The organism is Sulfuriferula multivorans (genome assembly GCF_003851125.1).
GTDB classification, from domain to species: Bacteria; Pseudomonadota; Gammaproteobacteria; order Burkholderiales; family Sulfuriferulaceae; genus Sulfuriferula; species Sulfuriferula multivorans.
The window spans coordinates 14854-35848 of the sequence record NZ_BGOW01000014.1; the positions used below are offsets into that span (position 1 = coordinate 14854).

Here is a 20995-nt window from a genome sequence, read left to right on the forward strand (position 1 = left end):
GAAGTAGATGAAGTATCTGGTACTGCTTGGGTTCGGCATTGGTGCCGTACTGGTTTATCTGCTGTCCAGCGCAAGCGCGAATACCGAACTGTTCGCACGCAATTTCCCCTATCTGCTGGCGGTAACCGGTGCGCTGGTAACGGCGTTGCTGGTGCTGGTGGGCTATCAGATCATCCAGCTGCGCCACAAGATCAAACACGGCGTGTTTGGTGCCAAGCTCACCGTGCGCTTGATGCTGGTATTTGGCTTGATGGCGCTGTTGCCGGGCGCCGTCGTGTATGGCGTATCGGTGCAGTTTCTGTCCAAGAGCATCGAATCCTGGTTCGATGTGCGCGTGGATAATGCCCTGGGCAGCGGTCTCAATCTGGGGCAGGCGGTGCTCGACAACCTGCAGCGCGAACTCACCAAAAAAGCCGAATCCATGGCGCTGGCGCTGGCTGATCAGCCACCCGCCGCGCATATCCATTTGCTGAATACCCTGCGCGAGCAGTCCGGGGTACAGGAGGCCACCTTGTTTAGCGAACGGGGCAAAATCATCGCCTTTGCCGGTAACGAGCGCGCCGGAATGTTGCCGATGATACCCGGCAATACCATCCTGTGGCAGGTGCGCCAGCAACAGCCCTACTCGCGCATCGAATCCATTCCCAATCGCGGCCTGTTGGTGCGCGTGGTGGTGCCGGTCAATTTGCTGTCGTTCACCGAAAATATTCGCGTGCTGCAGCTGATGCAGCCGGTGCCACCAAAACTGGCCAAGGATGCCGAAGCCGTGCGCACGGCATATCAGGATTATCAGGAGTTATCGCTGTCGCGGTTGGGTTTGAAACGCCTGTATGGCTTGACGCTGACGCTCATCATGCTGCTGGCGCTGCTGGTAATGATAGCGCTGGCATTTCTTATCAGCGAGCAGATGGCCGCACCGTTGCGCGCTTTGGCCAAGGGCACGCGCGCTGTTGCCAAAGGGGATTTTACCCAGATGCATCCGGTGCATAGCCGCGACGAGCTGGGCATCCTGACCCAGTCGTTTAATCGCATGACGCGGCAACTGGCCGAGGCCCGCAATGCCGCCGAAGTTAGCCGCGAGCAGATCGAAAAATCGCACGCCTATCTGGAAAACATACTCGCCAACCTGACCTCGGGCGTGGTTGCATTCGACGAGCAATTGCAGGTGCGCAGCATCAACCCGCTGGCCGAGCAGATACTTGACGTGACGGCTGGCACGTTGCGGGGCGCGCAACTTTATCAATGGGGCAGCCGGGCGCCCGCACTGGCCGAATTCGCCGGGGAGATCGCCGCACAGTTCAAGCTGCATGGCGACATCAGCTGGCGCCAGCAGATTGAATATGGTGCAGATGGCAACAAGCGTACTTTGCTGGTTCATGGCACCCATCTCCCAAGCGGGGTGGATAACGGTTATGTGCTGGTATTCGACGACATTACCCACCTGATCAAAGCGCAGCGTGATGCGGCCTGGGGCGAAGTGGCGCGGCGCCTGGCGCACGAGATCAAAAATCCGCTGACACCGATTCAGCTCTCGGCCGAGCGCATCCAGCACAAGTTTGCCAGCAAGCTTGATGCCGCTGATGCCGAAACGCTGACACGCTCGACCCAGACCATCGTCAACCAGGTATCGGCGATGAAAGAAATGGTCAATGCTTTCGCTGAATACGCGCGCACCCCGACCGTGCAACTGGAGGCAATTGAACTCAATGCACTGGTGCGTGAAGTGCTGAGCATGTACGAGCCTGGCCCGGGTATGGTGCTTAATTTGGCCGCGGATTTGCCGCAAGTGCTGGGGGATCGCAAGCTGTTGCGCCAGGTCATTCATAATTTGCTGCAGAACGCCCAGGATGCGCTGGCCGATTCACACGATCCACACATTGTGTTGACGACTACGCAGAGCGAAAGCGGCGTCCAATTCAGTATTGCGGATAATGGACCGGGTTTCCCGCCCGCTCTCATGGAGCGCCTGTTTGAGCCCTACGCCACCACCAAACCCAAGGGAACCGGCCTGGGCTTGGCCATCGTCAAGAAAATCATCGAGGAACATCACGGCATGATCCGTATTGAGAACATCAAACCGCACGGCGCCAGCGTCTGTATTCGCTTGCCCGTCGCGCCTATCCTGGAGACCAGCGTATGAGCGGTCAAATTTTGGTAGTGGACGACGAGCCGGGGATTCGTGAACTGCTTTCGGAAATCCTTACCGACGAAGGCTACGACATCAGTCTGGCGGAAAATGCCGGCGCCGCGCGCGCATTGCGTCACAAAGCGCGGCCCGATCTGGTGCTGCTGGATATCTGGATGCCCGATACCGACGGCATTACCCTGCTCAAGGAGTGGGCAGGCAACGGTCAGCTCACCATGCCGGTGGTGATGATGTCCGGCCACGGCACCATTGATACCGCTGTCGAAGCCACGCGCCTGGGCGCGGCGGACTTTCTGGAAAAGCCCATTGCGCTGCATAAATTACTGTCCACCATCAAGCGTGTGCTCAAGCCCGGCGAAGCGCGCGCCCAGCCCAGCATGAGCCTGGCGGGGCTGGGGCGGGGTGCGCTGATCCAGCATCTGAAAGAACAGCTTAGCCGTATCGCCAACCTGAAGACTCCGGTGTTGCTGCTGGCCGAGCCGGGCAGCGGAGCGCGTATCTGCGCGCGTTTTTTGCAACCTGCCAACAGCAACTGGGTTGAGCTGGACGACACCAGCCGCCTGGTGGATGCGCCGCTGGATTTGCTGCAACAGGCGCGCGATGGGGTGCTGTACATTCCGGAAGTCGCCAACCTTGGCAAGCTCGCGCAAAAAGGTCTGGCGCTGGCGCTGGAACGCGCGGAAAAGCATAACGTACGGGTGATATGCGTAAGCAGCGACGACCTGTCGCGCTGTGCTGCCGAGGGTGAATTCGATAGCCGCCTGTATTACGCGCTGGGTGCACTCACCATCCGCGTGCCCAGTCTGCACGAGCACCGTGAAGACATTCCCGACATTGCTGCCTACATGCTGGCACAGCTGGTGGAAGCCAACCAGCTGCCGCCGCGCCGGTTTGGCACCGCCGCATTGAATGCACTGCGCAACGCCGACTGGCCGGGTAATCTGCCGCAACTGGATAATATTGTTCATACCCTGCTGATGACCGCTGACGCTGACGAAATCAGCGCCGAAGCCGTACAGCATGCGCTGCGCCCGTTGGCGCCGCGCACTTCGCCACCGGCAGCGGTGGAGGTCGCGATAGAGCTGCCACTGCGCGAGGCGCGCGATGCTTTTGAGCGCAGTTATTTCGAGCGTCTGATTGCGCAGGAAGAAGGCAACATGAGCCGCGTTGCGGAGCATGCCGGGGTGGAGCGTACCCATCTGTACCGGAAGTTAAAACAACTCGGCATCAAGCCCGGCAAAAAGGTCGGTCTTTGAAAATCATCATTCTCGGTGCCGGACAGGTCGGTGCCACGCTGGCGGAAAATCTGGTCTCGGAAGCCAACGACCTGACCATCGTTGATCTCGACGCGGACAAGCTGGCCCTGCTGCAGGACCGCCTCGACCTGCGCACCGTGGTGGGCTCCGCTTCACACCCCTCGGTGCTGCGCGCAGCGGGAGCAGAAGACGCCGACATGCTGGTGGCGGTGACGCAGAGCGATGAAACCAACATGCTGGCCTGCAAACTGGCTGAATCGCTATTTAACATTCCCACCAAGATTGCGCGCATCCGTGCAGCCGATTATCTCAAGCACCCGCAAATCTTCTCGGCAGAGAACCTGTGTGTGGATTACACCATCAGCCCGGAACAGGAAATCACCAATTATCTGCGCCGCCTGATCGACTATCCGGATGCATTGCAGGTACTGGATTTCGCCGCCGGAAAAGTGCGCCTGGTTGCAGTGCGCGCCTATCACGGCGGCCCGCTGGTCGGGCACGAATTGCGCGACATACGCAAACACTTGCCGAAGCTGGATGCACGCGTGGCGGCGATTTTCCGGGGCAACCGCGCCATCATTCCGGAAGGCCACACGGTGATTGAGTCCGGCGACGAAGTGTTTTTTATCGCGGCCACCGAAAACATCCGCAGCGTGATGAAGGAAATGCGTCGCCTCGACAAAAAAGTAAGCCGGGTAATGATTGCCGGCGGCGGTAATATCGGCCGCCGTCTCGCCGCTGCGCTGGAAAACGACTATCAGGTCAAGCTCATCGACCATAACAAAAATAACGGTGCGCGGCTCGCCGCCGAACTGCACAACACCCTGATCCTGGTGGGCGACGCCACCGACGAGACGCTGCTCGAGGATGAAAATGTCGACGACATGGACGTGTTCTGCGCGCTCACCAACGACGACGAAGACAACATCATGGCGTCGCTGCAAGCCAAGCGCATGGGCGCGCACAAGGTGATCGCGCTGATCAACCGCGCCAGCTATGTCGATCTGGTGCAGGGCGGCGAAATCGACATCGCCGTGTCGCCCGCGCAAGCCACCATCGGGCCGCTGTTGTCGCATGTGCGGCGCGGCGACATGGCGGTGGTACACAGCCTGCGCCGGGGTGCCGCCGAAGCGCTCGAAGCGGTGGTGCACGGCGACAGCAAGACCTCCAAGCTGGTGAATCGCCGCATCGAGGAAGTGAAATGGCCTGAAGGCGTTACCGTCGGCGCGATTATCCGGGGCGAAGAAGTCATCATCGCGCACCACGACACGAAAATCGCGGCCGAGGACCACATCATCCTGTTTGTTCCCAACAAGCGCATGATTCCCAAGGTGGAAAAGCTGTTCCAGGTCGGCTTCGGGTTCATATAAGTGTTGCGCGTTTTCCCCATCCTCAATGTCATCGGCCTGGTGGTGCTGCTGTTTGCCTTCACCATGCTGGTGCCGTGGGGCGTAGCGTTTTATTACCATGACGCTGCGCGCGGTGCGTATGACGACGCCATTCTGATTACTTTCGCCGCCGGATTGCTGCTCTGGCTCTCCACCCGTCACCTGCGCCGCGAATTGAAAATCCGCGACGGCTACCTGCTGGTGGTGCTGGTGTGGGCGGTGCTGCCCGCGTTTGCCACCTTGCCGCTGCTGATTTACCTGCCGCACCTGTCGTTCACCGACGCCTATTTCGAAACCATGTCCGGCCTGTCCACCACCGGTGCAACGGTGTTGAGCGGGCTGGATCAGTTGCCCAAATCAATCAACCTGTGGCGCACGCTGCTCAACTGGCTCGGCGGCATGGGGATCATCGTGCTGGCAGTGGCGGTGCTGCCGCTGTTGGGTGTCGGCGGACGCCAGCTGTTCAAGGCTGAAACGCCGGGGCCGATGAAAGACAGCAAGCTCACGCCGCGCATCGCCCAGACCGCCAAGGCGCTGTGGCTGGCATACAGCGGCATTACCGTGGCCTGCATCGTGTCGCTCAAACTGGCTGGCATGAGCTGGTTCGACGCCGTCTGCCATGCCTTCGCCACCATGGGGCTGGGCGGCTTTTCCACCCACGACGCCAGCGTCGGTTATTTCAATTCGCCCGCCATCGAAGCCGTGCTGATCGTCTTCATGCTGCTGGCGGCGATGAATTTCGCCACCCATTTCCTCGCCTTGAGCGGGCGTTCGCTGCGCGTCTACCTCACCGACCCGGAAGTGCTGCCGATGCTCGGCCTTGTTTTCGTCGCCTGCGTCAGCCTGGCAGGTTATCTCTGGTACGTTGGCACCTATGCCAACTACTTGACTGCGCTGCGCTACGTCAGCTTCAACCTGGTCTCGCTCGCCACCGACTGCGGCTTCGCCAATACCGATTTCAACCTGTGGCCGATATTCGTCCCGCTCACCATGCTGCTGCTCAGCTGCGTCACCGCCAGCGCCGGCTCCACCGGCGGCGGCATCAAGATGATCCGCACGCTGCTGATGCTCAAGCAGGGCAAGCGCGAACTGGAAAAACAAATCCACCCCAACGCTCTGCTGCCGGTCAAACTCCGCCAGAGCGTGATCAGCAATCAGATCGTGTTCGGGGTGCAGGCGCTGGTCATGCTATACATCATCAGCATCATCGCGCTCACCCTGGTGCTGGTTGCCAGCGGGCTGGATTTCGTCTCGGCGTTTTCCGCCATCATCGCCTGCATCAACAACGCCGGTCCGGGCCTGAATAAAGTCGGGCCCGCCACCACCTACGCCATCCTCACCGACTTCCAGACCTGGGTGTGCAGCTTTACCATGCTGCTAGGCCGACTCGAACTATTCACCCTGCTGGTGTTATTCACACCGGCTTATTGGCGCAAATAACCATGATCACACCCATCATACTGAACTTCGAAAAAATGCTTGCCGCTGGCAAGGACAATGCCCTGCTGCGCTTCTCTCTCGGTAATGAATATCTCAAGATCGGCGATCCTGCCAATGCTGCAACGCACCTGAAGCAGGCGGTAGTACAGGATCCAAAATATTCCGCAGCCTGGAAATTATTGGGCCGTGCGCTGGTCGAATCCGGACATCCTGCCGAAGCCCTGGCTGCATACCATGACGGCATCGCCGTAGCTGAAGCAAAAGGTGACAAGCAGGCCGCAAAGGAAATGGCTGTATTTGCGCATCGCATCGAAAAACAGCTTGGCGCAACCGATGGCGAATAACAGCAGGGATTTATCCGGCATGAATTTGGTCTTTGCGAGAGCCAAATAGCTTACGCGATACCAGAAATGGAGGCGAAAATGATAGACGTTTATTACTGGACCACGCCAAATGGTCACAAAATCACGATCTACGCGGAAGAAGCGGAAATACCCTACCGTATCGTGCCGGTGAACATTGGAGCAGGTGATCAGTTTCGGCCGGATTTTCTCAGCATCGCTCCGAATAACCGTATCCCGGCGATTATCGACTATGCGCCTGCTGATGGCGGCGCCGCCATCAGTGTGTTCGAGTCTGGAGCCATTCTGCAATATCTGGCCGAGAAAACCGGCAAATTCCTGCCTGCCGATCTTCGCGGCCGCACCGAAGTCATGCAATGGCTGTACTGGCAAATGGCCGGACTCGGACCGATGGCGGGGCAGAATCACCATTTCGTGCAATACGCACCGGAAAAAATCCCATATGCAATCGAGCGCTACGTTAAAGAAACCAATCGTCTCTACGGCGTACTGGACAAGCGCCTGGCCGACCGAGAATTCGTCGCTGACGCCTATTCGATCGCAGATATGGCGATTTATCCCTGGGTCGTGCCATACGAGCGCCAGGGCCAAAAGCTGGAAGATTTCCCGCACCTCAAACGCTGGTTCGAGACCATCCAGGCGCGCCCCGCTGTGCAACGCGCCTATCAGGTGGCGCAAGAGATCAACGAGCGGCCAGTGGTATCCGACGCATCGCGCTCGATATTGTTTGGACAGACAGCCGGCGTCGTGAAATGAGTGATTCCGCCTGAATGATTTTGACGATAGCCATGCAATCTATACAAATTGAGGAATGAACGCTGTGACTGAAATCATTATTCATCATTATCCCGCTTCCCCCGTTTCCGAGAAAATTCGCACCGGAATGGGGCTCAAGCAGCTCTCCTGGCGCTCTGTCGAACAAAACCGCCTGCCGGACCGGCCCGAACTGTTCGCCATGACCGGCGGCTACCGGCGCATTCCCGTCATGCAAATTGGCGCCGACATCTATTGCGATACGCAATGCATTCTGCGTGAGATGGAACGCCGGGTCCCGACCCCGACTTTTTTTCCAAACAATGGCGCAGGTCTGCCTTTCGCGCTCTCGCGCTGGTCCGATGGCGCGATGTTCGAGCTGGCGTTCCGTGTGGCTTTCGCACCGGTTGCTGACAAGCTGCCTGCGGCACTGATTGCGGATCGAACGCGGCTCTATCTGGGCGAACAGGGCGATCTCAAAAACGAAGCCGCTGATCTGCCGCACACGCTGGCCCAACTGCGTCCTCAACTCGGCTGGCTGGAAGCCTGCCTGACCAGCGGACAGCATTTCATGCTGGGTGGTGAGCCGGGCATGTCCGACCTGCTCGCCTGGTACTTCGTCTGGTTCGTGCGCGAACGCTATGCAGCTGCACCGGAGTTTATGGCCGAATTCCCGCTGCTCAACGCCTGGGTGCAGCGCATGCAGGCGATCGGCCATGGCAAATCAACACCCATGACACCGGTTGAGGCGCTGGCTATTGCGAAGGCGGCAGAACCCGCAACACAGGAAAAATCCGACCCACATGATCCGCAAGGCCTGAGTCCTGGCATGAAAGTCACCGTTGTACCCATCACGCATGGCGGCGACCAACCCGTTGAGGGTAAGGTCCTTGCCGTCGATCGTGACACGATTGCGATATCTCGTGAACATCCGGATTGCGGACGCGTTGCCGTGCACTTTCCCCGCGTAGGTTACCGCGTGACACTTCGCTGAGACTGACGCGCAATGCCAGGTTACCAAGTGCAACCATATTGATGAAGACCGGTCCAATTTTTGGAGATCCTCTAAACTGAACTAGAATAGATCTGTAGCCGATATCAGGATTGTCTATTGGCTACTGGTTTTGTCGATAGAATGCCACGTCGGATTCTATTTTATGGGTTTGCTTTTCTTTCTTACTGGAGGTCAAGTTGGACACGTTAAACAGCAAAAAAGTCACACGCCGTTCTTTCCTGAAAGGTGCTGCTCTGTTGGCAAGTATCGCTGTCGTACCTGCAGCCATTACCAGCAAAGACGCATCGGCAGCAGCCAAAGCAACACAGGCAGCCATGCAATATCAGGATCATCCCAAAGGAAAACTGGAATGCAGTAATTGCATTCAGTACATTCCCGGTAAAACTGCCAAGGCAAAAGGTACTTGCAAGGTAGTGGAAGGCGCAATCAGCCCACAAGGCTATTGTCTTGCCTACGCACCAAAAGCCTGAGTTTTCTGCTTGGCTTCAACGGGTCAGTACACCAACGCCAATTTGTTAAGCAGCGAAGGGCCGGCCAAATCTGTCTTTGCTATTGGCCGTTCTGCTCGGCGGTTAAACGGTGTACTGATCCAGGTTCTTTAGTCCAACGGGCTAGAGTGCCGGTATCAGACGGTACAAATTATTATTGCGGATGGGGTATGTGGTGGAGACGAGGAGGATCGAACTCCCGACCTTCGCATTGCGAACGCGACGCTCTCCCAGCTGAGCTACGTCCCCACTTCGAACATGAATTCTACACGAAGATTTTTCGTTAATCGCTAGATAGTGTCGTCACGAGATAGCGAGCCAAAGCGCAAGGCAGCGTATGCGGACTGCAGCCAGGAATGATGCGGCGTTTTTGGCGTAGCGCGTAGCGATCCCTCGCCAGCGTTTGAGATGCAGAAATGCGTTCTCAACGAGGTGGCGGTGTCGGTAAAGATGCTTGTCATAGCTTCGTTGCTCCTTTCTGTTTTTGCGAGGCGGGATCACGATGCTCATGCCTTGAGCGGTGGCTTGCTCAACGATGGCATCGCTGTCGTAGCCCTTGTCAGCCAACAGATGCCCGGCACTGAGTCCTTCAATCAATTGCGCAGCCTGCGTGCAATCTGCTGTGGTACCTTGCGTAACAATGACTCGGATCGGCATACCAAACGCATCCACGGCCAGATGTAGCTTGGTGTTGAGCCCCCTTTTGTAAGGCTCATGGCTTGATTGCCGCCACGGGCACCTGCGGCGTGCGGATGAACCTTGATATGGCTGGCATCAATCATCAGCCATTCGTAATCAGGATCATCGATCAATTGCTCCAGCAATGCCTCCCAGGCTCCGTTGTCACGCCATCGGCAGAACCTTCGGTGCGTGTTCTTCCAGTCCCCGTACGAGGGCGGTAAATCCCGCCATGGCGCACCCGTTCTCAAAATCCAACATACCGCATTGATAAATCGTCGGTTGTCGTGTGCGATGCCGCCCCACACGCCTTTACGCCCCAGCAATCGCGGCTCAAGTAGAGCCCACGCCGCATCGGAGATGTCATGTCTTTGATAGGCCTCAGCCATTCGCGTCCACCGCAGTTTATGTAAAAAACCACTTTAACATATCTCGTGACGACACTATCTAGTCTGCAGGTGGTGCTGAACCAGTGCGGCGATTCTGGTAGTTCAAAGAATTTTTTCTATACTTGACTGCAATTCCGGGTGCGCACAAAAAAATAAACCCACATCTGTCGAAAATGCTGTAGTCTTACCGGAGTTCTATGGAATTCAAGCACCAAATTGCGGTACTTTAAGTTGGCCCTGTTTTTTCTTGATTCGATAGACCTCGGGCGACCGCCCAAACGACTTATGAGTTAGGAAAAGAAAATGGCATTAGGTACTGTTAAATGGTTTAACGACGCTAAAGGTTTTGGATTCATTACCCCCGATGATGGCGGTGATGATTTATTCGCCCACTTCTCGGCGATTAATGCAGACGGCTTCAAAACGCTGCAAGAAAATCAGCGTGTCAGCTTCGAAGTAACAACCGGACCTAAAGGCAAACAAGCCTCTAATATCCAAGCGGGCTAAGTTTCACCCGCCAACAAAAAACCCCCGCCGGTCGGGGGTTTTTTGTTGCCTAACGCTTGAATGCCTAATCTCTAAAAGACTATGTAACATTCAAACAGTTGCTAACGCTGGTTGCGATTGCCCGCGCGCCATAACCGATACCGGGCGGCGTTCATCCAGGCCGACCGCAGTCAAAAACGTTTGCATTGCCTTGCGTGCGCGATGTACGCGTACCCAGACATTGGCTTCGCTGATCGCAAAGCGCCGCGATACGGTTTGCGCAGATTCACCCTCGATTTCTCTGGCATAAAATACTGTCGAGATACTTTTTGGCATGGTTTGCAGCGCCTGGTCCACACCCTGGAGCAACTGCTGCATCTCCATGGCCTTTTGTGGATTGGGCAGCAAGCTGTCGGCTATCTGATGCAGGCTGAATGAGCCGGGATCGTGTTCCAGCAGGTTGTCGCCGGCTTCATCTTCCAGGCACAGGTGGCGCCCGCGCTCCCGAAATGCATCCAGCATTTTGTGTTTGAGTATGCCGGTTAGCCATACCCGATAGGTCGAACGGCCCGCATAATCATTAGCGCTTTGTAGTGCGGCGAGCAAGGTTTCCTGCACCAGATCATCGGCCAGATGTGAGTCCCTTACGTGTTTGAGGGCGAAGTTATAAAGATAGGCGCGATGTTCGGCGGCGGGGTGCGCAATGGTGTCTTGGCTGTGTTGCATGATACATCTCCGCTGGCTTTGAGTGACAACCCCAGTTTGCTGGCTGATAATCTCGTCTGCGTTGCGCGAACATATCGTTTTGATAACAAATTTTGCGTATTCGATGTCAGGTTGGGCGCTCTTCTCAGACTAAAGGGTATGGATATGCTCAATGATTGCCGCACCCTGGTGGTGGAGGACACTGCTGAAATTGCCGATCTGATTCGCCTGCATCTGGAGGATTTGGGCCTGCAGGTGACGTGTGCAGCGGATGGAATTTCGGGCTTGGAACTCGCACGAAACGGCATGTTCGATCTGATCGTGCTGGATTTGATGTTGCCAGGGTTGAACGGTCTGGAAGTATGTCGCGCGTTGCGTTCCGATCCCCGTTATTACACGCCGATTTTGATGCTGACCGCCAAGGCCAGTGAAATCGATCGCGTGGTGGGGCTGGAACTGGGCGCGGATGATTATCTGGGCAAGCCGTTCAGCATTCCTGAATTGCAGGCACGCGCCAAGGCGCTGCTGCGCCGCTCCGAAAAAATGCGGGGAGTCGCAGCGCCGGATGATCAATCCATGGTGCGCGCAGGCAGTCTGGAGATCGATACGATGCGCCACGAAGTCCGATTGTCCGGCAGACCCATCCCATTGACCGCCAAGGAGTTCGATCTGCTGTTGTTCATGGCGCACAACCCTGGCCGGGTCTATTCGCGCGCGCAACTGCTGGATGCAGTTTGGGGCACTACGCTGGAATCTTACGAGCACAATGTGAATACCCATATCAACCGGTTACGTGCCAAGGTCGAAGCCGATCCGGCCAATCCGCAATACGTGCTGACCGTGCGCGGAGTCGGTTACCGCTTTGCTGACAGCTGATGCGGCTGCTGGCAGACAGCCTGCGTGCCCGCATCACCGCGCTGGTAATTGGATTTTGCATACTCATCGCGGCGATTTTTACTTTAGCCGTGCATTTTGCCCACAGCGCTTACAACGACGAGTTACGTCAGCAACAGGGCCTGCTGTTCACTCATAACGTGGCATTGATGTACCCGGAACTGGGAAAATTAAAACACATTCAACGTGAACAGATTGAAACCCAGTTTGAGCAGATGTTGTTGCTGGAGCCATCCAGCGCGTTGTATCTGATCGACGACCAGGGCCGGGTGCGCGTCGGCTATTCCAAACAACGTTCGATAGGCGGCAGCAGCCATGTTGATCTGGCACCCATCCGGCAGTTGCTGGGTCAGCCCGGCGGAAAAATCATATACGGCAGCGACCCGGATTTCCCGGACATGAAATGCCTGTTTGCCGCCGCGCCGATCTATGATGGCAAGGTGCAATCCGGTTACCTCTACATGCTGATGCGGCCGCCGGAGACCAATCCGGGCCAGCTACTGGCTTCCAGCTATGCCAACCGCACCGCACTGCTGGTCGCTTTCGGTGCGAGCATACTCAGCGCCCTGTTTGTATTGATTGTGATGGGGCAGATCACGCGTCCACTGCGCCGTCTGGCCAGCGCAGCCGACCAGGTGCGTGCGGCCGGTATCGAGGATATTCCCGACCCCGCCAGTTTTCCGCATCAGGATCGGCGCGATGAAATCGGCCATCTGTCGCGCGCCTTCCGCGACATGGTGCAGCGCCTGCATGAACAGGTGCAGCGGGTACGGCGCATGGATGCCACCCGGCGCGACTGGGTGGCCAGCATTTCGCATGACCTGCGCACGCCGCTTACCTCGCTGACCGGACATCTGGAAACCGTTATCCTGCGCGGCGAACGTCTGGGTGAAGCAGAGCGCGAACGCTTTCTTCAGGTTGCATTGAAAAATGCCCAGCACCTGGATCGTTTGTCCGCGTCGCTATTTGATTTTGCTCGTCTCGACAGTGACGCCGTGCGCCTTGAAAAAGCGCCCACCCATCTGGGCGAGTTGATTGACGACATTGCCCAGCGCTTTGCCCCCGCCGCTGAAGCGCGCGGCGTGCACATTGATAGCAACTATCCGGATGCGCTGCCGCTAGCGCAAGTGGATGCTGCGCTAATTGAGCGCGCCATTGCCAATCTGATGGAAAACGCGCTGCGCTATACGCCTGCGGGGGGCACCATCCGCCTTGCTGCCAAGCATCATGGTGGCGGTATTGCTGTAATAGTGAGCGACACCGGAGCAGGGATTCCCCCCGCCGACATTGCCAGGGTGTTCGAGCGTTTTTTCCAGGGCAGCCAGCAACGCGAAGGTCGGGGTCACGCGGGTCTGGGGCTGGCCATCGTCAAGCGTGTGGCAGAGTTGCACCGGGGACATGTCCAGGCGAGTAACCAGCCGCAGGGTGGCGCATGTTTTACGCTGTGGCTACCCATGAACGCACCTGCGGAGTGCTAGATTTATTTCGATTCGCGCACTTCGTCAATGATCGACACCATGTCATTTTCCCAGTGCTCGAATATGGGTTTTAGGCTCGGATCAGGAAAAAACGCTTCCAGCATCCGTGGATGGCTCGCTACCACTATGGCCTGATCGCCTTCCGCGAAAATAGTGATGCTCAGTGGCAGGAAAGGGATTAGATCAGGGTATTTAGCCGTTACCTGTTTGATTTCGTCGTATTTGCCGAAATACACCACGCGGTACATGTCACTTTTGAAATGACGCCTCGCCAGATTTTCATTCACTTCCTGCAAGCGCGTGATCTTGTAACCATGCGATGAAATGGCGCTTTGCAGTAAGGTCATCGCTTCCGGGAACTGGTTATCCGTGCGCGCCATGAGCAGACCCTCCGCCATGGCCGGCGCGCTTAAGAATAGCGTCAGACTGACTATGCTTATCCACTGCATCAGTTTGTTCATAGTGTCGCCTCTTCCATGATGGTGGTGTAGTTTTTCTTCATCTGTTCACACAGGAGATTCAGTTCGGAATTGTTGAACAGTTTGCTGAGTACTTCAGGATTTACCGACATCACCTGTACCTTGCCGTTGTGCTCAACAATGGTGATGCGGCAGGGCAGGAACATGCCCACGCGCGGGTCAATGCCCAGCGCCTGATTGAGCAGGCTGATGTTGCAAAAATACACGATGACCTGCTTGGGGTTTTCCTTGTCCGGTGTGGTCAGCCCATATTCCAGCGTTTGCACCCGCCCATAGAAAAAATTGTTGTTGCTCACCGCCTGCTTTACATTTTCCACCGTGGTTTTCAGGTCATAAGGCGAGTCGCGCACAATGACCGGATTCTCCACTTGCAATAGCTTCGCGCTTTCTGCCAACGGCTGTTTTTCGAAGCTGCGTACATAGCTGACGATATCGTTGATGTCGTCCTCCTTCAGTCCGCGTTTGATGAACGAGACCATCGGTGTACCTTCCCGGCCTTTCATCAGCGTGGCTTTGATCATGGCATCAGTGGCCGAGGCAAGAAAACCGGGATTGTGCAGGGCGGGCGCCATGATTGGTAAATCGCGCGGGCGGGAAAACGTGACGCCGGTACCTTCGCTACCTTCTCCGTTGGCGCCGTGACAAGCCGCACAGTATTGCGCGAACAGTTGTTTGCCATGTACCACATTGCCCTGAATCGGCCGGGTGGAATAAGTGACGGCTGGCCCCTTGTTCCAGGCGCGCACGTAGCCGACGATGGCATTGATCTCATCCGGTTTCAAATTGCTGAATGACGGCATCACTCTGCCGGGCCGTCCCAGACGGATAGTCTGTCGCAGGTAGTCGTCGCTGATGCTGGCCTGAAATGACGGCAACGCGAGCGGAACACCGATCCCGCCAGTGCCGTTTTCACCGTGACAGACGGCGCAGTTGCGCGCAAAAAGCGCCGCGCCGTCAGGTGCTGCAATGGCTTGGGATATCCCCAACCCGGCAAGTAAAACCAGTATCAGTAATTGGCGCAGCATCGCTTCTTCCCCTTGGTAGGTACGTGGTTCCATATTACAACTGATGTGCCGAACATTGTTTGATCTAGATCAATTGTTGTAGCCAGTATCCGGTCGGGCCAGGGGGTATGCTCTCCGAAAGATTGTAACGGCCTTTCCCCCGGATCATGAAGGGAGTTGAAAATTATGCGGGAAGGGATGGTCAGCGCACCTCATGCCCTCATCCCATCGGTCTGCTGTACCAGGCAAAGAAGTGCGGTACCGGCGGGTCTTGATCGTCATCGTAAGCCACGAAGCCTTCCTCCTGCAGTCCGGCATGGACGAACCCGTCTATTTCCGACCGGTCGAGGGGCAGCGGAAATGCGTCCTCCTTTTCTCCGGTATTGCGACTGCGGCACGAGACCAGGGCGACGCCGCCGGGGGCGACCATGGCGGCGATCGCGTTCAGGGCGCGCACACGGTATGCGCCAGGCAAGACCTGAATCGTGTTGCACTCGAACACCAGATCGAATCCGTGCGTCCAATCCCTGGGGTGATCGAACAGGTCCGCCACGACATACTCGACGCGACTGTCCGGATAACGCTGGCGACACAGATCAATCGCAGCAGGAGAAATATCGAAGGCGGTAACCTGGTAGCCATGTGCAGACAGGGCTTCAGCATCGTCGCCCACGCCGCAGCCGATGGTGATCGCGCGTAGCCTGCTACCGGTTATCGGGTGATCTTCAAGCCATGAAATCAGATAGGGGTTGGGGACCAGATCAGCCCAGAAAACCGCCGTAAAATCACCGCCGACATCGCGGTACACCTGATCGCACCATCCGCTGGGATCACCACGATCCTGGTGCGCTTTGACCATGTTCAGAAACTCGCGCCGGGCGGCCTCATCCATGACAGGTTGTTTCAAGATTATTTGTAATTACAGTATCGGCCAACCGAAAACCGGGCGATCTCAGTGGTTAGCCGTCGAGGAAGAAGTGGATGATGGGTCCACTTTTCTTTCCACAGTCTTGGCCGCGTGGGCTGTTGCGGTAGCGCCGCGCTTGATGCCTTTCGATGTCGCCTCCATACCGCGTTCAACCCCGTGGGCTGCCGCGTGCGCGCCCCGCTTGACTCCGCGTTCGCCCGCAGCCACACCGATTTTGACACCCTTGACGGTGGCCTTTGCGCCACGTTCAATGGCCTTCTCCACCTTTACGACAACAGGCGATGACTCTTCCGCGCCGGCAGCAACGCCGTAGCAGAATAAGACGGCCAGCAATGCAAGCCTGATTCCAAATGGTCTGTTCATGATCGTGAAATCCGTAAAAAAATAAGGGTTGAGGTGACTGTGAAGCACATCAGCCACCCTGATCAGACACAAAGGAAAAGAATTGGTGCCATGACCCCACGATGGCTTCGCAATGGTCTGTCCTGCTAGCCCGCGTCGCCCAGTTTGGCATTCAAACCTGGCTTTTTAAGCCATTTCAGAATATCTTCCGTAATTTCCTCACTGAGCGACTCCAGTGTCCCGCAAGCCCGAAATGAACCGTGAATCGTCTGGCGCCTGACTTCGAAATTCCCCAGCAGTTTGTTACCTTGCATTAGCTTCCCTTCCAGCACCAGCCACTTAGGCCCTGTCCAGCCCCCACCACCGAGTGTGTGGAGATGAGTGGCAACCAGCACCAGCTTTTTACCGGTTATCGTATCAAGGTTCTGCTCCGCGACTTTAACGCGCCCATCGGACTCCTTGGCCAAATTGAGCGGCATGGTGGTATTCCAGTTGCATTCCTTGCGAACGGTTTCATTCGCAACCTCATCGCTTTGATAAGGAATGAGTGAAGACACTTGCACAACGTCCTCGGCTTGAGCAGATGCTGCAGCGAGACAGCCCAAGGCCACCACAAACAATCCATGTATAGCTTTCATATAAACCCCTTTTGTTAAATTGAATTCAATCAGTGTGCGCAATTTTTTTGGACGCAGAAAGCGAAGCGCCTTTTTCATGCCGTTTGAGATGAGTGGTGTTTGGCGTGCATGCAGCGCGGTGGATGTGTCTCCTCTCTTAGAGATAAGGGCATACGTCGGTAAAGACTATTTGAGCTTGTGGTCTTCCCGTTTTGCCTCGGCCATTGCCTCCGGCTCCAATTCCTCGGCAGAGCGATTGAGATGCACGAATAGACCCCAGGCGGCGAGAAGCACGCCGACTGCCACCAAAAGACTTGCCGCATAAGGGAGTTGCGCGGGATTTTCGTGCAGGGCCTTGAATGTTGCGACAAGTCCCTCGATCGCCAGCGCGACAATGACAACCACGAAGAATCGAGACAGAAAACGTCGTACCCGAGTCGGTGCGCTGATGTCGGCATCGCGTATGACCTCTTCTTCAAAAATCGTCTCGGCAATCTGTAAAGCAACGACAGCAGCGGCCAATAGGCCAACGGCTTCAATAATTCCCTGGGCGGCAACTCGATTTAATCCATCAATGAAGGCCAGCCAGCCTACGCGAGTGGCAATTGCGATAAGCATGAGCGCAGCGCAGGCAAAAAGAATAGCCATCAGCCCATGAATGAATCGGAATATACGCAAAAGGGATCGCATTTTTGTTCTCTCCTGGCTGTTATGCATCATCCGGGATACAAGGTAATGGATAGATTCATGGTTCGTTCACCCCAACTATCTATTCGCAAATTTGCCATGAAGTCGCATGTTACGACGAACGTGCATTTGGAATCGGGTTGGCATCCCCCGTGTTGGTTTTCGGTCTGCCTGGGCGGAATATTGGCCACGGATCCAGCCGATTATTCCACCGTCACCGATTTCGCCAGATTCCTCGGCTTGTCCACATCGGTGCCTTTTTGCAGGGCGGCGTGGTAAGACAGCATTTGCAGTGGGATGGTATGCAGGATGGGCGACAGCGGCCCGGCGTGGTCGGCCAGTTGCAGCACGTGGATGCCTTCGCTGGGAGCGATGTGGGTGTCGGCATCGGCAAACACGTACAGCTCGCCGCCGCGCGCACGGACTTCCTGCAGGTTGGATTTGAGCTTTTCCAGCAGAGTGTCGTTGGGGGCGATCGCCACCACCGGCATGTCCTTGTCCACCAGCGCCAGCGGGCCGTGCTTGAGTTCGCCCGCCGGGTAGGCTTCGGCGTGGATGTAGGAGATTTCCTTGAGCTTCAGCGCGCCTTCCATGGCGATCGGATAGTGCATGCCGCGTCCCAGAAACAGCGCATGCTGCTTGTCGGCGAAGCGTTCCGCCCAGCGCTCCACCTCGGGTTCCAGCGCCAGTACATGCTGCACTTTGCCGGGCAGCTCGCGTAGCGACTGGATGTGCGCGGCCTCGGCAGCTGGCGTCAAGCGCCCGCGCTGTTTGGCGAGTAGCAACGTGAGCAGAAACAGTGCGGCGAGCTGGGTGGTAAAGGCTTTGGTGGAAGCCACGCCGATTTCGGGGCCGGCGCGGGTGAGAAAGCGCAATTTGGATTGACGCACCAGCGCCGATTCCGGCACGTTGCAGATCGACAGGGTGTATTGATGGCCGAGTGCTTTGGCGTGGTTGAGCGCCGCCAGGGTGTCGGCGGTCTCGCCCGATTGCGACAGGGTGATGACCAGCGCATCGGGATTGGGAACGCTGTCGCGGTAACGGTATTCGCTGGCGATTTCGGCGCGGCACGGGATACCGGCCAGCGCTTCGATCCAGTAGCTGGCGACCTTGCCGGCGTGGAAGCTGGTGCCGCAGGCGAGGATGGTGACGGCATTGATGCGGCTGAATACTTCGGCGGCTTCAAAGCCGAACAGCTCGGGCATCAGGCTTTCTCCGGCCACGGCGTCGTGCAGCGTGTCGGCCAGCGCGCGCGGCTGCTCGTGGATTTCCTTCTGCATGAAGTGGCGGTAATTGCCCAGTTCGGCCATCTCAGAAGACTGCTCGGAAATGTGTGCGGCACGTTCCACCAGGTTGCCGCCGGCATTGTATATGCGGATGCTGAGCAGGCCGATGTCGGCCACGTCGCCTTCCTCCAGATAAATCACTTTCTGGGTGACCGGCAGCAGCGCGGAGATGTCCGAGGCGATGAAGTTTTCTTCGATGCCCAGGCCGATCAGCAGCGGGCTGCCGCGTCGCGCGCACACCAGCTGGTGCGGTGCATCATGCGCCACCACGCCGATGGCATAGGCGCCGTGCAGTTCGGCAACGGCGCGGCGCACTGCGCTGAGCAGGTCCTTGTCGGTATGATAGTAATGGTGGATGAGATGGGCGATGACTTCGGTATCGGTTTCCGAGGTGAACGCATAGCCCAATTCGCGCAGGCGGCTGCGCAACGCCTCGTGATTTTCGATGATTCCGTTGTGCACCACCGCCAGGTCGTCGCGGCTGATATGGGGGTGGGCATTGAGCTCGGTGGGCGCGCCGTGAGTGGCCCAGCGCGTATGCGCGATGCCGAGGTGGCCGTGGGTTTTTTGCGCCAGCGCAGCCTCGGCCAGCGAGGCGACACGCCCGATGCTGCGTACCCGGTTCAGGCCGCCATCGACAGTCACCAGCCCGGCCGAATCATAGCCGCGATATTCCAGGCGGCGCAGGCCTTCGAGCAGGATGGGGACTACATTGCGTTGCGCCACGGCGCCGACGATTCCACACATAACGGTTTCCTCTTGCTTATGCTTTCGGTTTTTTGACCGGCCGTTGCCAGCCGGTAATGCTCAATTGCTTGCTGCGCGACAGGGTGAGTTCGCCTGCCGGCGCATCCCGGGTAATCGTCGAGCCCGCGCCGATGGTTGCGCCACGGGCTACGGTTACCGGTGCGATCAGTTGCGTATCCGAGCCGATAAAAACATCGTCCTCGATCACGGTGCGGTGCTTGTTGGCACCATCATAGTTGCAGGTAATGGTACCTGCACCGATGTTTACTTTTTTGCCTACCGTGCTGTCGCCGACATAAGACAGGTGGTTGATCTTGGAGCCGTCGTCCACCTGGCTGTTCTTGATCTCGACAAAGTTGCCGACATGTACATCACTGGCCAGCACCGTGCCGGGTCGAATGCGCGCGTACGGGCCGATGTGGTTATGGCTGCCCAGTGTGGCTTCGACGATATGCGAGAACGGCGCAATTTGCGTGCCCTGGCCCACGCGCACATCGCGCAAAACACAGTTGGCGCCTACATTCACGCCATTTTCCAGCTCGACCCGGCCTTCGAATACGCAGTTCACATCGATGCTCACATCGCGCCCGCACAGCAGCGTGCCGCGCACGTCCAGGCGCGCCGGATCAAGCAGCGTCACGCCTTGTTCCAGCAAGACGTGTGCCACATTGGCCTGATGCAGGCGCTCCAGTTGCGCCAGTTGTACTTTGCTGTTCACGCCGAGGATTTCCCATTCATGGCGCGGGCTGCAGGTACGTACCGGCACCCCGTCGGCCACCGCCATGCCGATGATGTCGGTGAGATAGTACTCGCCCTGCGCGTTGTGGTTGGTCAGCCGTGCCAGCCAGCCGGCGAGCAACTGCGTGGGCAGGGCCATCAGGCCGGTGTTGACTTCGTGAATGGCGCGCACGTCCGCATCGGCGTCCTTGTGCTCGACTATGCGTGCGACGGCACCGCTGCTGTCGCGCACGATGCGGCCATAACCGCTGGGGTCGGGCAGCTCGATGGTGAGCAGCGCCAGGCTGTCCTGTGCGGCGAGCGCAGACAGCTCGCGCATGGTTTCCAGCGTGGTGAGCGGCACGTCGCCGTACAGAATCAGCGTCACGCCGGAGCCGCCCAGATGCGGCAACGCCTGCATGACTGCATGGCCGGTGCCGTGCTGTTCGGCCTGCAGCGCCCAGGCGATGTTGGGGTCGGCGATGGCCTGCGGCACCGCATCGCCGCCGTAGCCATACACCACGCAGGTCTGTATCGGGTCGAGGCGGCGCGCGGTGTCCAGCACGTGGGCGAGCAGTGGTTTGCCGGCCAGTGGATGCAGCACCTTGGGCAGGGTGGATGCCATGCGCGTGCCGCGCCCGGCGGCCAGCACGACAATATTGAATGGAGCGGTCATGGTGTTCTCACGGGATCAGGATTCCGCGCAAGTA

The 20995-nt window shown here is 57.5% G+C and carries 21 protein-coding genes and 1 tRNA gene; 11 read left to right on the plus strand and 11 right to left on the minus strand.

Going from position 1 to position 20995, the window contains the following annotated elements; translation table 11 throughout:
- The first annotated feature begins 7 nt into the window (after positions 1 to 7).
- The 8 genes from EI185_RS07310 (at position 8) to EI185_RS07345 (ending at position 8830) form a co-directional block, all read left to right on the plus strand.
- Positions 8 to 2140, plus strand: a complete 2133-nt coding sequence (locus EI185_RS07310) for a sensor histidine kinase (protein WP_124704481.1) — start codon at positions 8 to 10, stop codon at positions 2138 to 2140.
- Complete coding sequence (locus tag EI185_RS07315; RefSeq protein ID WP_124704482.1) at positions 2137 to 3402, plus strand: sigma-54-dependent transcriptional regulator; 1266 nt, start codon at positions 2137 to 2139, stop codon at positions 3400 to 3402. Before EI185_RS07310 ends, EI185_RS07315 begins: the two co-directional genes overlap by 4 nt.
- On the plus strand, positions 3399 to 4772 hold the full coding sequence (gene trkA / locus EI185_RS07320) for a Trk system potassium transporter TrkA (protein ID WP_124704483.1): 1374 nt from the start codon (positions 3399 to 3401) through the stop codon (positions 4770 to 4772). Before EI185_RS07315 ends, trkA begins: the two co-directional genes overlap by 4 nt.
- On the plus strand, positions 4773 to 6230 hold the full coding sequence (locus EI185_RS07325; protein WP_223247728.1) for a TrkH family potassium uptake protein: 1458 nt from the start codon (positions 4773 to 4775) through the stop codon (positions 6228 to 6230).
- 2 nt (positions 6231 to 6232) lie between these two features.
- Positions 6233 to 6574: a tetratricopeptide repeat protein gene (locus EI185_RS07330; protein ID WP_124704484.1), complete on the plus strand. Its 342-nt coding sequence runs from the start codon at positions 6233 to 6235 to the stop codon at positions 6572 to 6574.
- A gap of 78 nt (positions 6575 to 6652) precedes the next feature.
- A complete protein-coding gene (locus EI185_RS07335) occupies positions 6653 to 7348 on the plus strand; it encodes a glutathione binding-like protein (protein ID WP_124704485.1) in 696 nt (231 codons plus the stop codon).
- Between the two features lie 64 nt (positions 7349 to 7412).
- A complete protein-coding gene (locus tag EI185_RS07340; protein ID WP_223247729.1) occupies positions 7413 to 8339 on the plus strand; it encodes a glutathione S-transferase family protein in 927 nt (308 codons plus the stop codon).
- A 197-nt stretch (positions 8340 to 8536) separates the two neighbouring features.
- Positions 8537 to 8830, plus strand: a complete 294-nt coding sequence (locus EI185_RS07345) for a high-potential iron-sulfur protein (RefSeq protein WP_124704487.1) — start codon at positions 8537 to 8539, stop codon at positions 8828 to 8830.
- Positions 8831 to 9021: 191 nt separating this feature from the next.
- Here EI185_RS07345 and EI185_RS07350 read toward each other — a convergent pair.
- Together EI185_RS07350 and EI185_RS07355 are read right to left on the minus strand one after the other, a co-directional pair.
- Positions 9022 to 9097: transfer RNA gene (locus EI185_RS07350), tRNA-Ala, on the minus strand.
- A gap of 54 nt (positions 9098 to 9151) precedes the next feature.
- Positions 9152 to 9915, minus strand: a protein-coding gene (locus EI185_RS07355) for an IS5 family transposase (RefSeq protein WP_370685760.1) whose coding sequence is annotated in 2 segments (ribosomal slippage) — positions 9152 to 9543 and positions 9543 to 9915 — 765 coding nt in all. Because the reading frame shifts where the segments join, the coding sequence is not laid out codon by codon here.
- A gap of 303 nt (positions 9916 to 10218) precedes the next feature.
- Here EI185_RS07355 and EI185_RS07360 point away from each other — a divergent pair.
- The gene (locus EI185_RS07360) at positions 10219 to 10422 is read left to right on the plus strand and encodes a cold-shock protein (RefSeq protein WP_124704489.1); all 204 of its coding nucleotides are present in this window, start codon (positions 10219 to 10221) and stop codon (positions 10420 to 10422) included.
- Between the two features lie 90 nt (positions 10423 to 10512).
- Here the strand turns inward: EI185_RS07360 and EI185_RS07365 are convergent, their stop codons facing one another.
- Positions 10513 to 11127 (minus strand): RNA polymerase sigma factor, encoded by a 615-nt coding sequence (locus EI185_RS07365; RefSeq protein WP_124704490.1) that lies wholly within the window; start codon positions 11125 to 11127, stop codon positions 10513 to 10515.
- Positions 11128 to 11265: 138 nt separating this feature from the next.
- Between EI185_RS07365 and EI185_RS07370 the strand changes: the two genes are divergently transcribed.
- Together EI185_RS07370 and EI185_RS07375 are read left to right on the plus strand one after the other, a co-directional pair.
- Entirely contained in the window at positions 11266 to 11982 is a 717-nt protein-coding gene (locus EI185_RS07370; RefSeq protein ID WP_223247730.1) for a winged helix-turn-helix domain-containing protein, read from the plus strand.
- A complete protein-coding gene (locus tag EI185_RS07375; protein ID WP_124704492.1) occupies positions 11982 to 13478 on the plus strand; it encodes a sensor histidine kinase in 1497 nt (498 codons plus the stop codon). The genes EI185_RS07370 and EI185_RS07375 overlap by 1 nt, the downstream gene beginning before the upstream one ends.
- Positions 13479 to 13480: 2 nt before the next feature.
- On the opposite strand, the gene EI185_RS07380 is transcribed toward EI185_RS07375, so the two are convergent.
- The 8 genes from EI185_RS07380 to glmU all read right to left on the minus strand — a co-directional run bounded on the left by EI185_RS07380 (position 13481) and on the right by glmU (position 20961).
- Positions 13481 to 13939 carry a DUF302 domain-containing protein gene (locus EI185_RS07380; protein ID WP_124704493.1) on the minus strand — a complete coding sequence of 153 codons (459 nt, stop codon included), beginning with the start codon at positions 13937 to 13939 and terminating at the stop codon, positions 13481 to 13483.
- Positions 13936 to 15015 (minus strand): c-type cytochrome, encoded by a 1080-nt coding sequence (locus EI185_RS07385; RefSeq protein WP_223247731.1) that lies wholly within the window; start codon positions 15013 to 15015, stop codon positions 13936 to 13938. Before EI185_RS07385 ends, EI185_RS07380 begins: the two co-directional genes overlap by 4 nt.
- A 166-nt stretch (positions 15016 to 15181) precedes the next feature.
- A complete protein-coding gene (locus EI185_RS07390; RefSeq protein WP_223247732.1) occupies positions 15182 to 15868 on the minus strand; it encodes a class I SAM-dependent methyltransferase in 687 nt (228 codons plus the stop codon).
- A 45-nt stretch (positions 15869 to 15913) separates the two neighbouring features.
- Complete coding sequence (locus EI185_RS07395) at positions 15914 to 16252, minus strand: hypothetical protein (RefSeq protein WP_124704494.1); 339 nt, start codon at positions 16250 to 16252, stop codon at positions 15914 to 15916.
- A 125-nt stretch (positions 16253 to 16377) separates the two neighbouring features.
- A complete protein-coding gene (locus EI185_RS07400; protein WP_124704495.1) occupies positions 16378 to 16947 on the minus strand; it encodes a hypothetical protein in 570 nt (189 codons plus the stop codon).
- A gap of 87 nt (positions 16948 to 17034) precedes the next feature.
- A complete protein-coding gene (locus EI185_RS07405; protein ID WP_124704496.1) occupies positions 17035 to 17538 on the minus strand; it encodes a hypothetical protein in 504 nt (167 codons plus the stop codon).
- 200 nt (positions 17539 to 17738) lie between these two features.
- Positions 17739 to 19568, minus strand: coding sequence for a glutamine--fructose-6-phosphate transaminase (isomerizing) (glmS, locus tag EI185_RS07410; RefSeq protein ID WP_124704497.1), 1830 nt, complete (start codon positions 19566 to 19568; stop codon positions 17739 to 17741).
- Positions 19569 to 19584: 16 nt separating this feature from the next.
- Positions 19585 to 20961 carry a bifunctional UDP-N-acetylglucosamine diphosphorylase/glucosamine-1-phosphate N-acetyltransferase GlmU gene (glmU, locus tag EI185_RS07415; protein WP_124704498.1) on the minus strand — a complete coding sequence of 459 codons (1377 nt, stop codon included), beginning with the start codon at positions 20959 to 20961 and terminating at the stop codon, positions 19585 to 19587.
- Between the last annotated feature and the right edge of the window lie 34 nt (positions 20962 to 20995).

Bases quoted from the DNA above. Each gene is read 5' to 3' on its own strand.
- EI185_RS07310 (WP_124704481.1), top strand. From the start codon at position 8: ATGAAGTATCTGGTACTGCTTGGGTTCGGCATTGGTGCCGTACTGGTT.
- EI185_RS07315 (WP_124704482.1), top strand. From the start codon at position 2,137: ATGAGCGGTCAAATTTTGGTAGTGGACGACGAGCCGGGGATTCGTGAA.
- EI185_RS07330 (WP_124704484.1), top strand. From the start codon at position 6,233: ATGATCACACCCATCATACTGAACTTCGAAAAAATGCTTGCCGCTGGC.
- EI185_RS07335 (WP_124704485.1), top strand. From the start codon at position 6,653: ATGATAGACGTTTATTACTGGACCACGCCAAATGGTCACAAAATCACG.
- EI185_RS07360 (WP_124704489.1), top strand. From the start codon at position 10,219: ATGGCATTAGGTACTGTTAAATGGTTTAACGACGCTAAAGGTTTTGGA.
- EI185_RS07365 (WP_124704490.1), bottom strand. From the start codon at position 11,127: ATGCAACACAGCCAAGACACCATTGCGCACCCCGCCGCCGAACATCGC.
- EI185_RS07370 (WP_223247730.1), top strand. From the start codon at position 11,266: ATGGATATGCTCAATGATTGCCGCACCCTGGTGGTGGAGGACACTGCT.
- EI185_RS07375 (WP_124704492.1), top strand. From the start codon at position 11,982: ATGCGGCTGCTGGCAGACAGCCTGCGTGCCCGCATCACCGCGCTGGTA.
- EI185_RS07380 (WP_124704493.1), bottom strand. From the start codon at position 13,939: ATGAACAAACTGATGCAGTGGATAAGCATAGTCAGTCTGACGCTATTC.
- EI185_RS07385 (WP_223247731.1), bottom strand. From the start codon at position 15,015: ATGGAACCACGTACCTACCAAGGGGAAGAAGCGATGCTGCGCCAATTA.
- EI185_RS07395 (WP_124704494.1), bottom strand. From the start codon at position 16,252: ATGAACAGACCATTTGGAATCAGGCTTGCATTGCTGGCCGTCTTATTC.
- EI185_RS07400 (WP_124704495.1), bottom strand. From the start codon at position 16,947: ATGAAAAAGGCGCTTCGCTTTCTGCGTCCAAAAAAATTGCGCACACTG.
- EI185_RS07405 (WP_124704496.1), bottom strand. From the start codon at position 17,538: ATGCGATCCCTTTTGCGTATATTCCGATTCATTCATGGGCTGATGGCT.
- glmS (WP_124704497.1), bottom strand. From the start codon at position 19,568: ATGTGTGGAATCGTCGGCGCCGTGGCGCAACGCAATGTAGTCCCCATC.
- glmU (WP_124704498.1), bottom strand. From the start codon at position 20,961: ATGACCGCTCCATTCAATATTGTCGTGCTGGCCGCCGGGCGCGGCACG.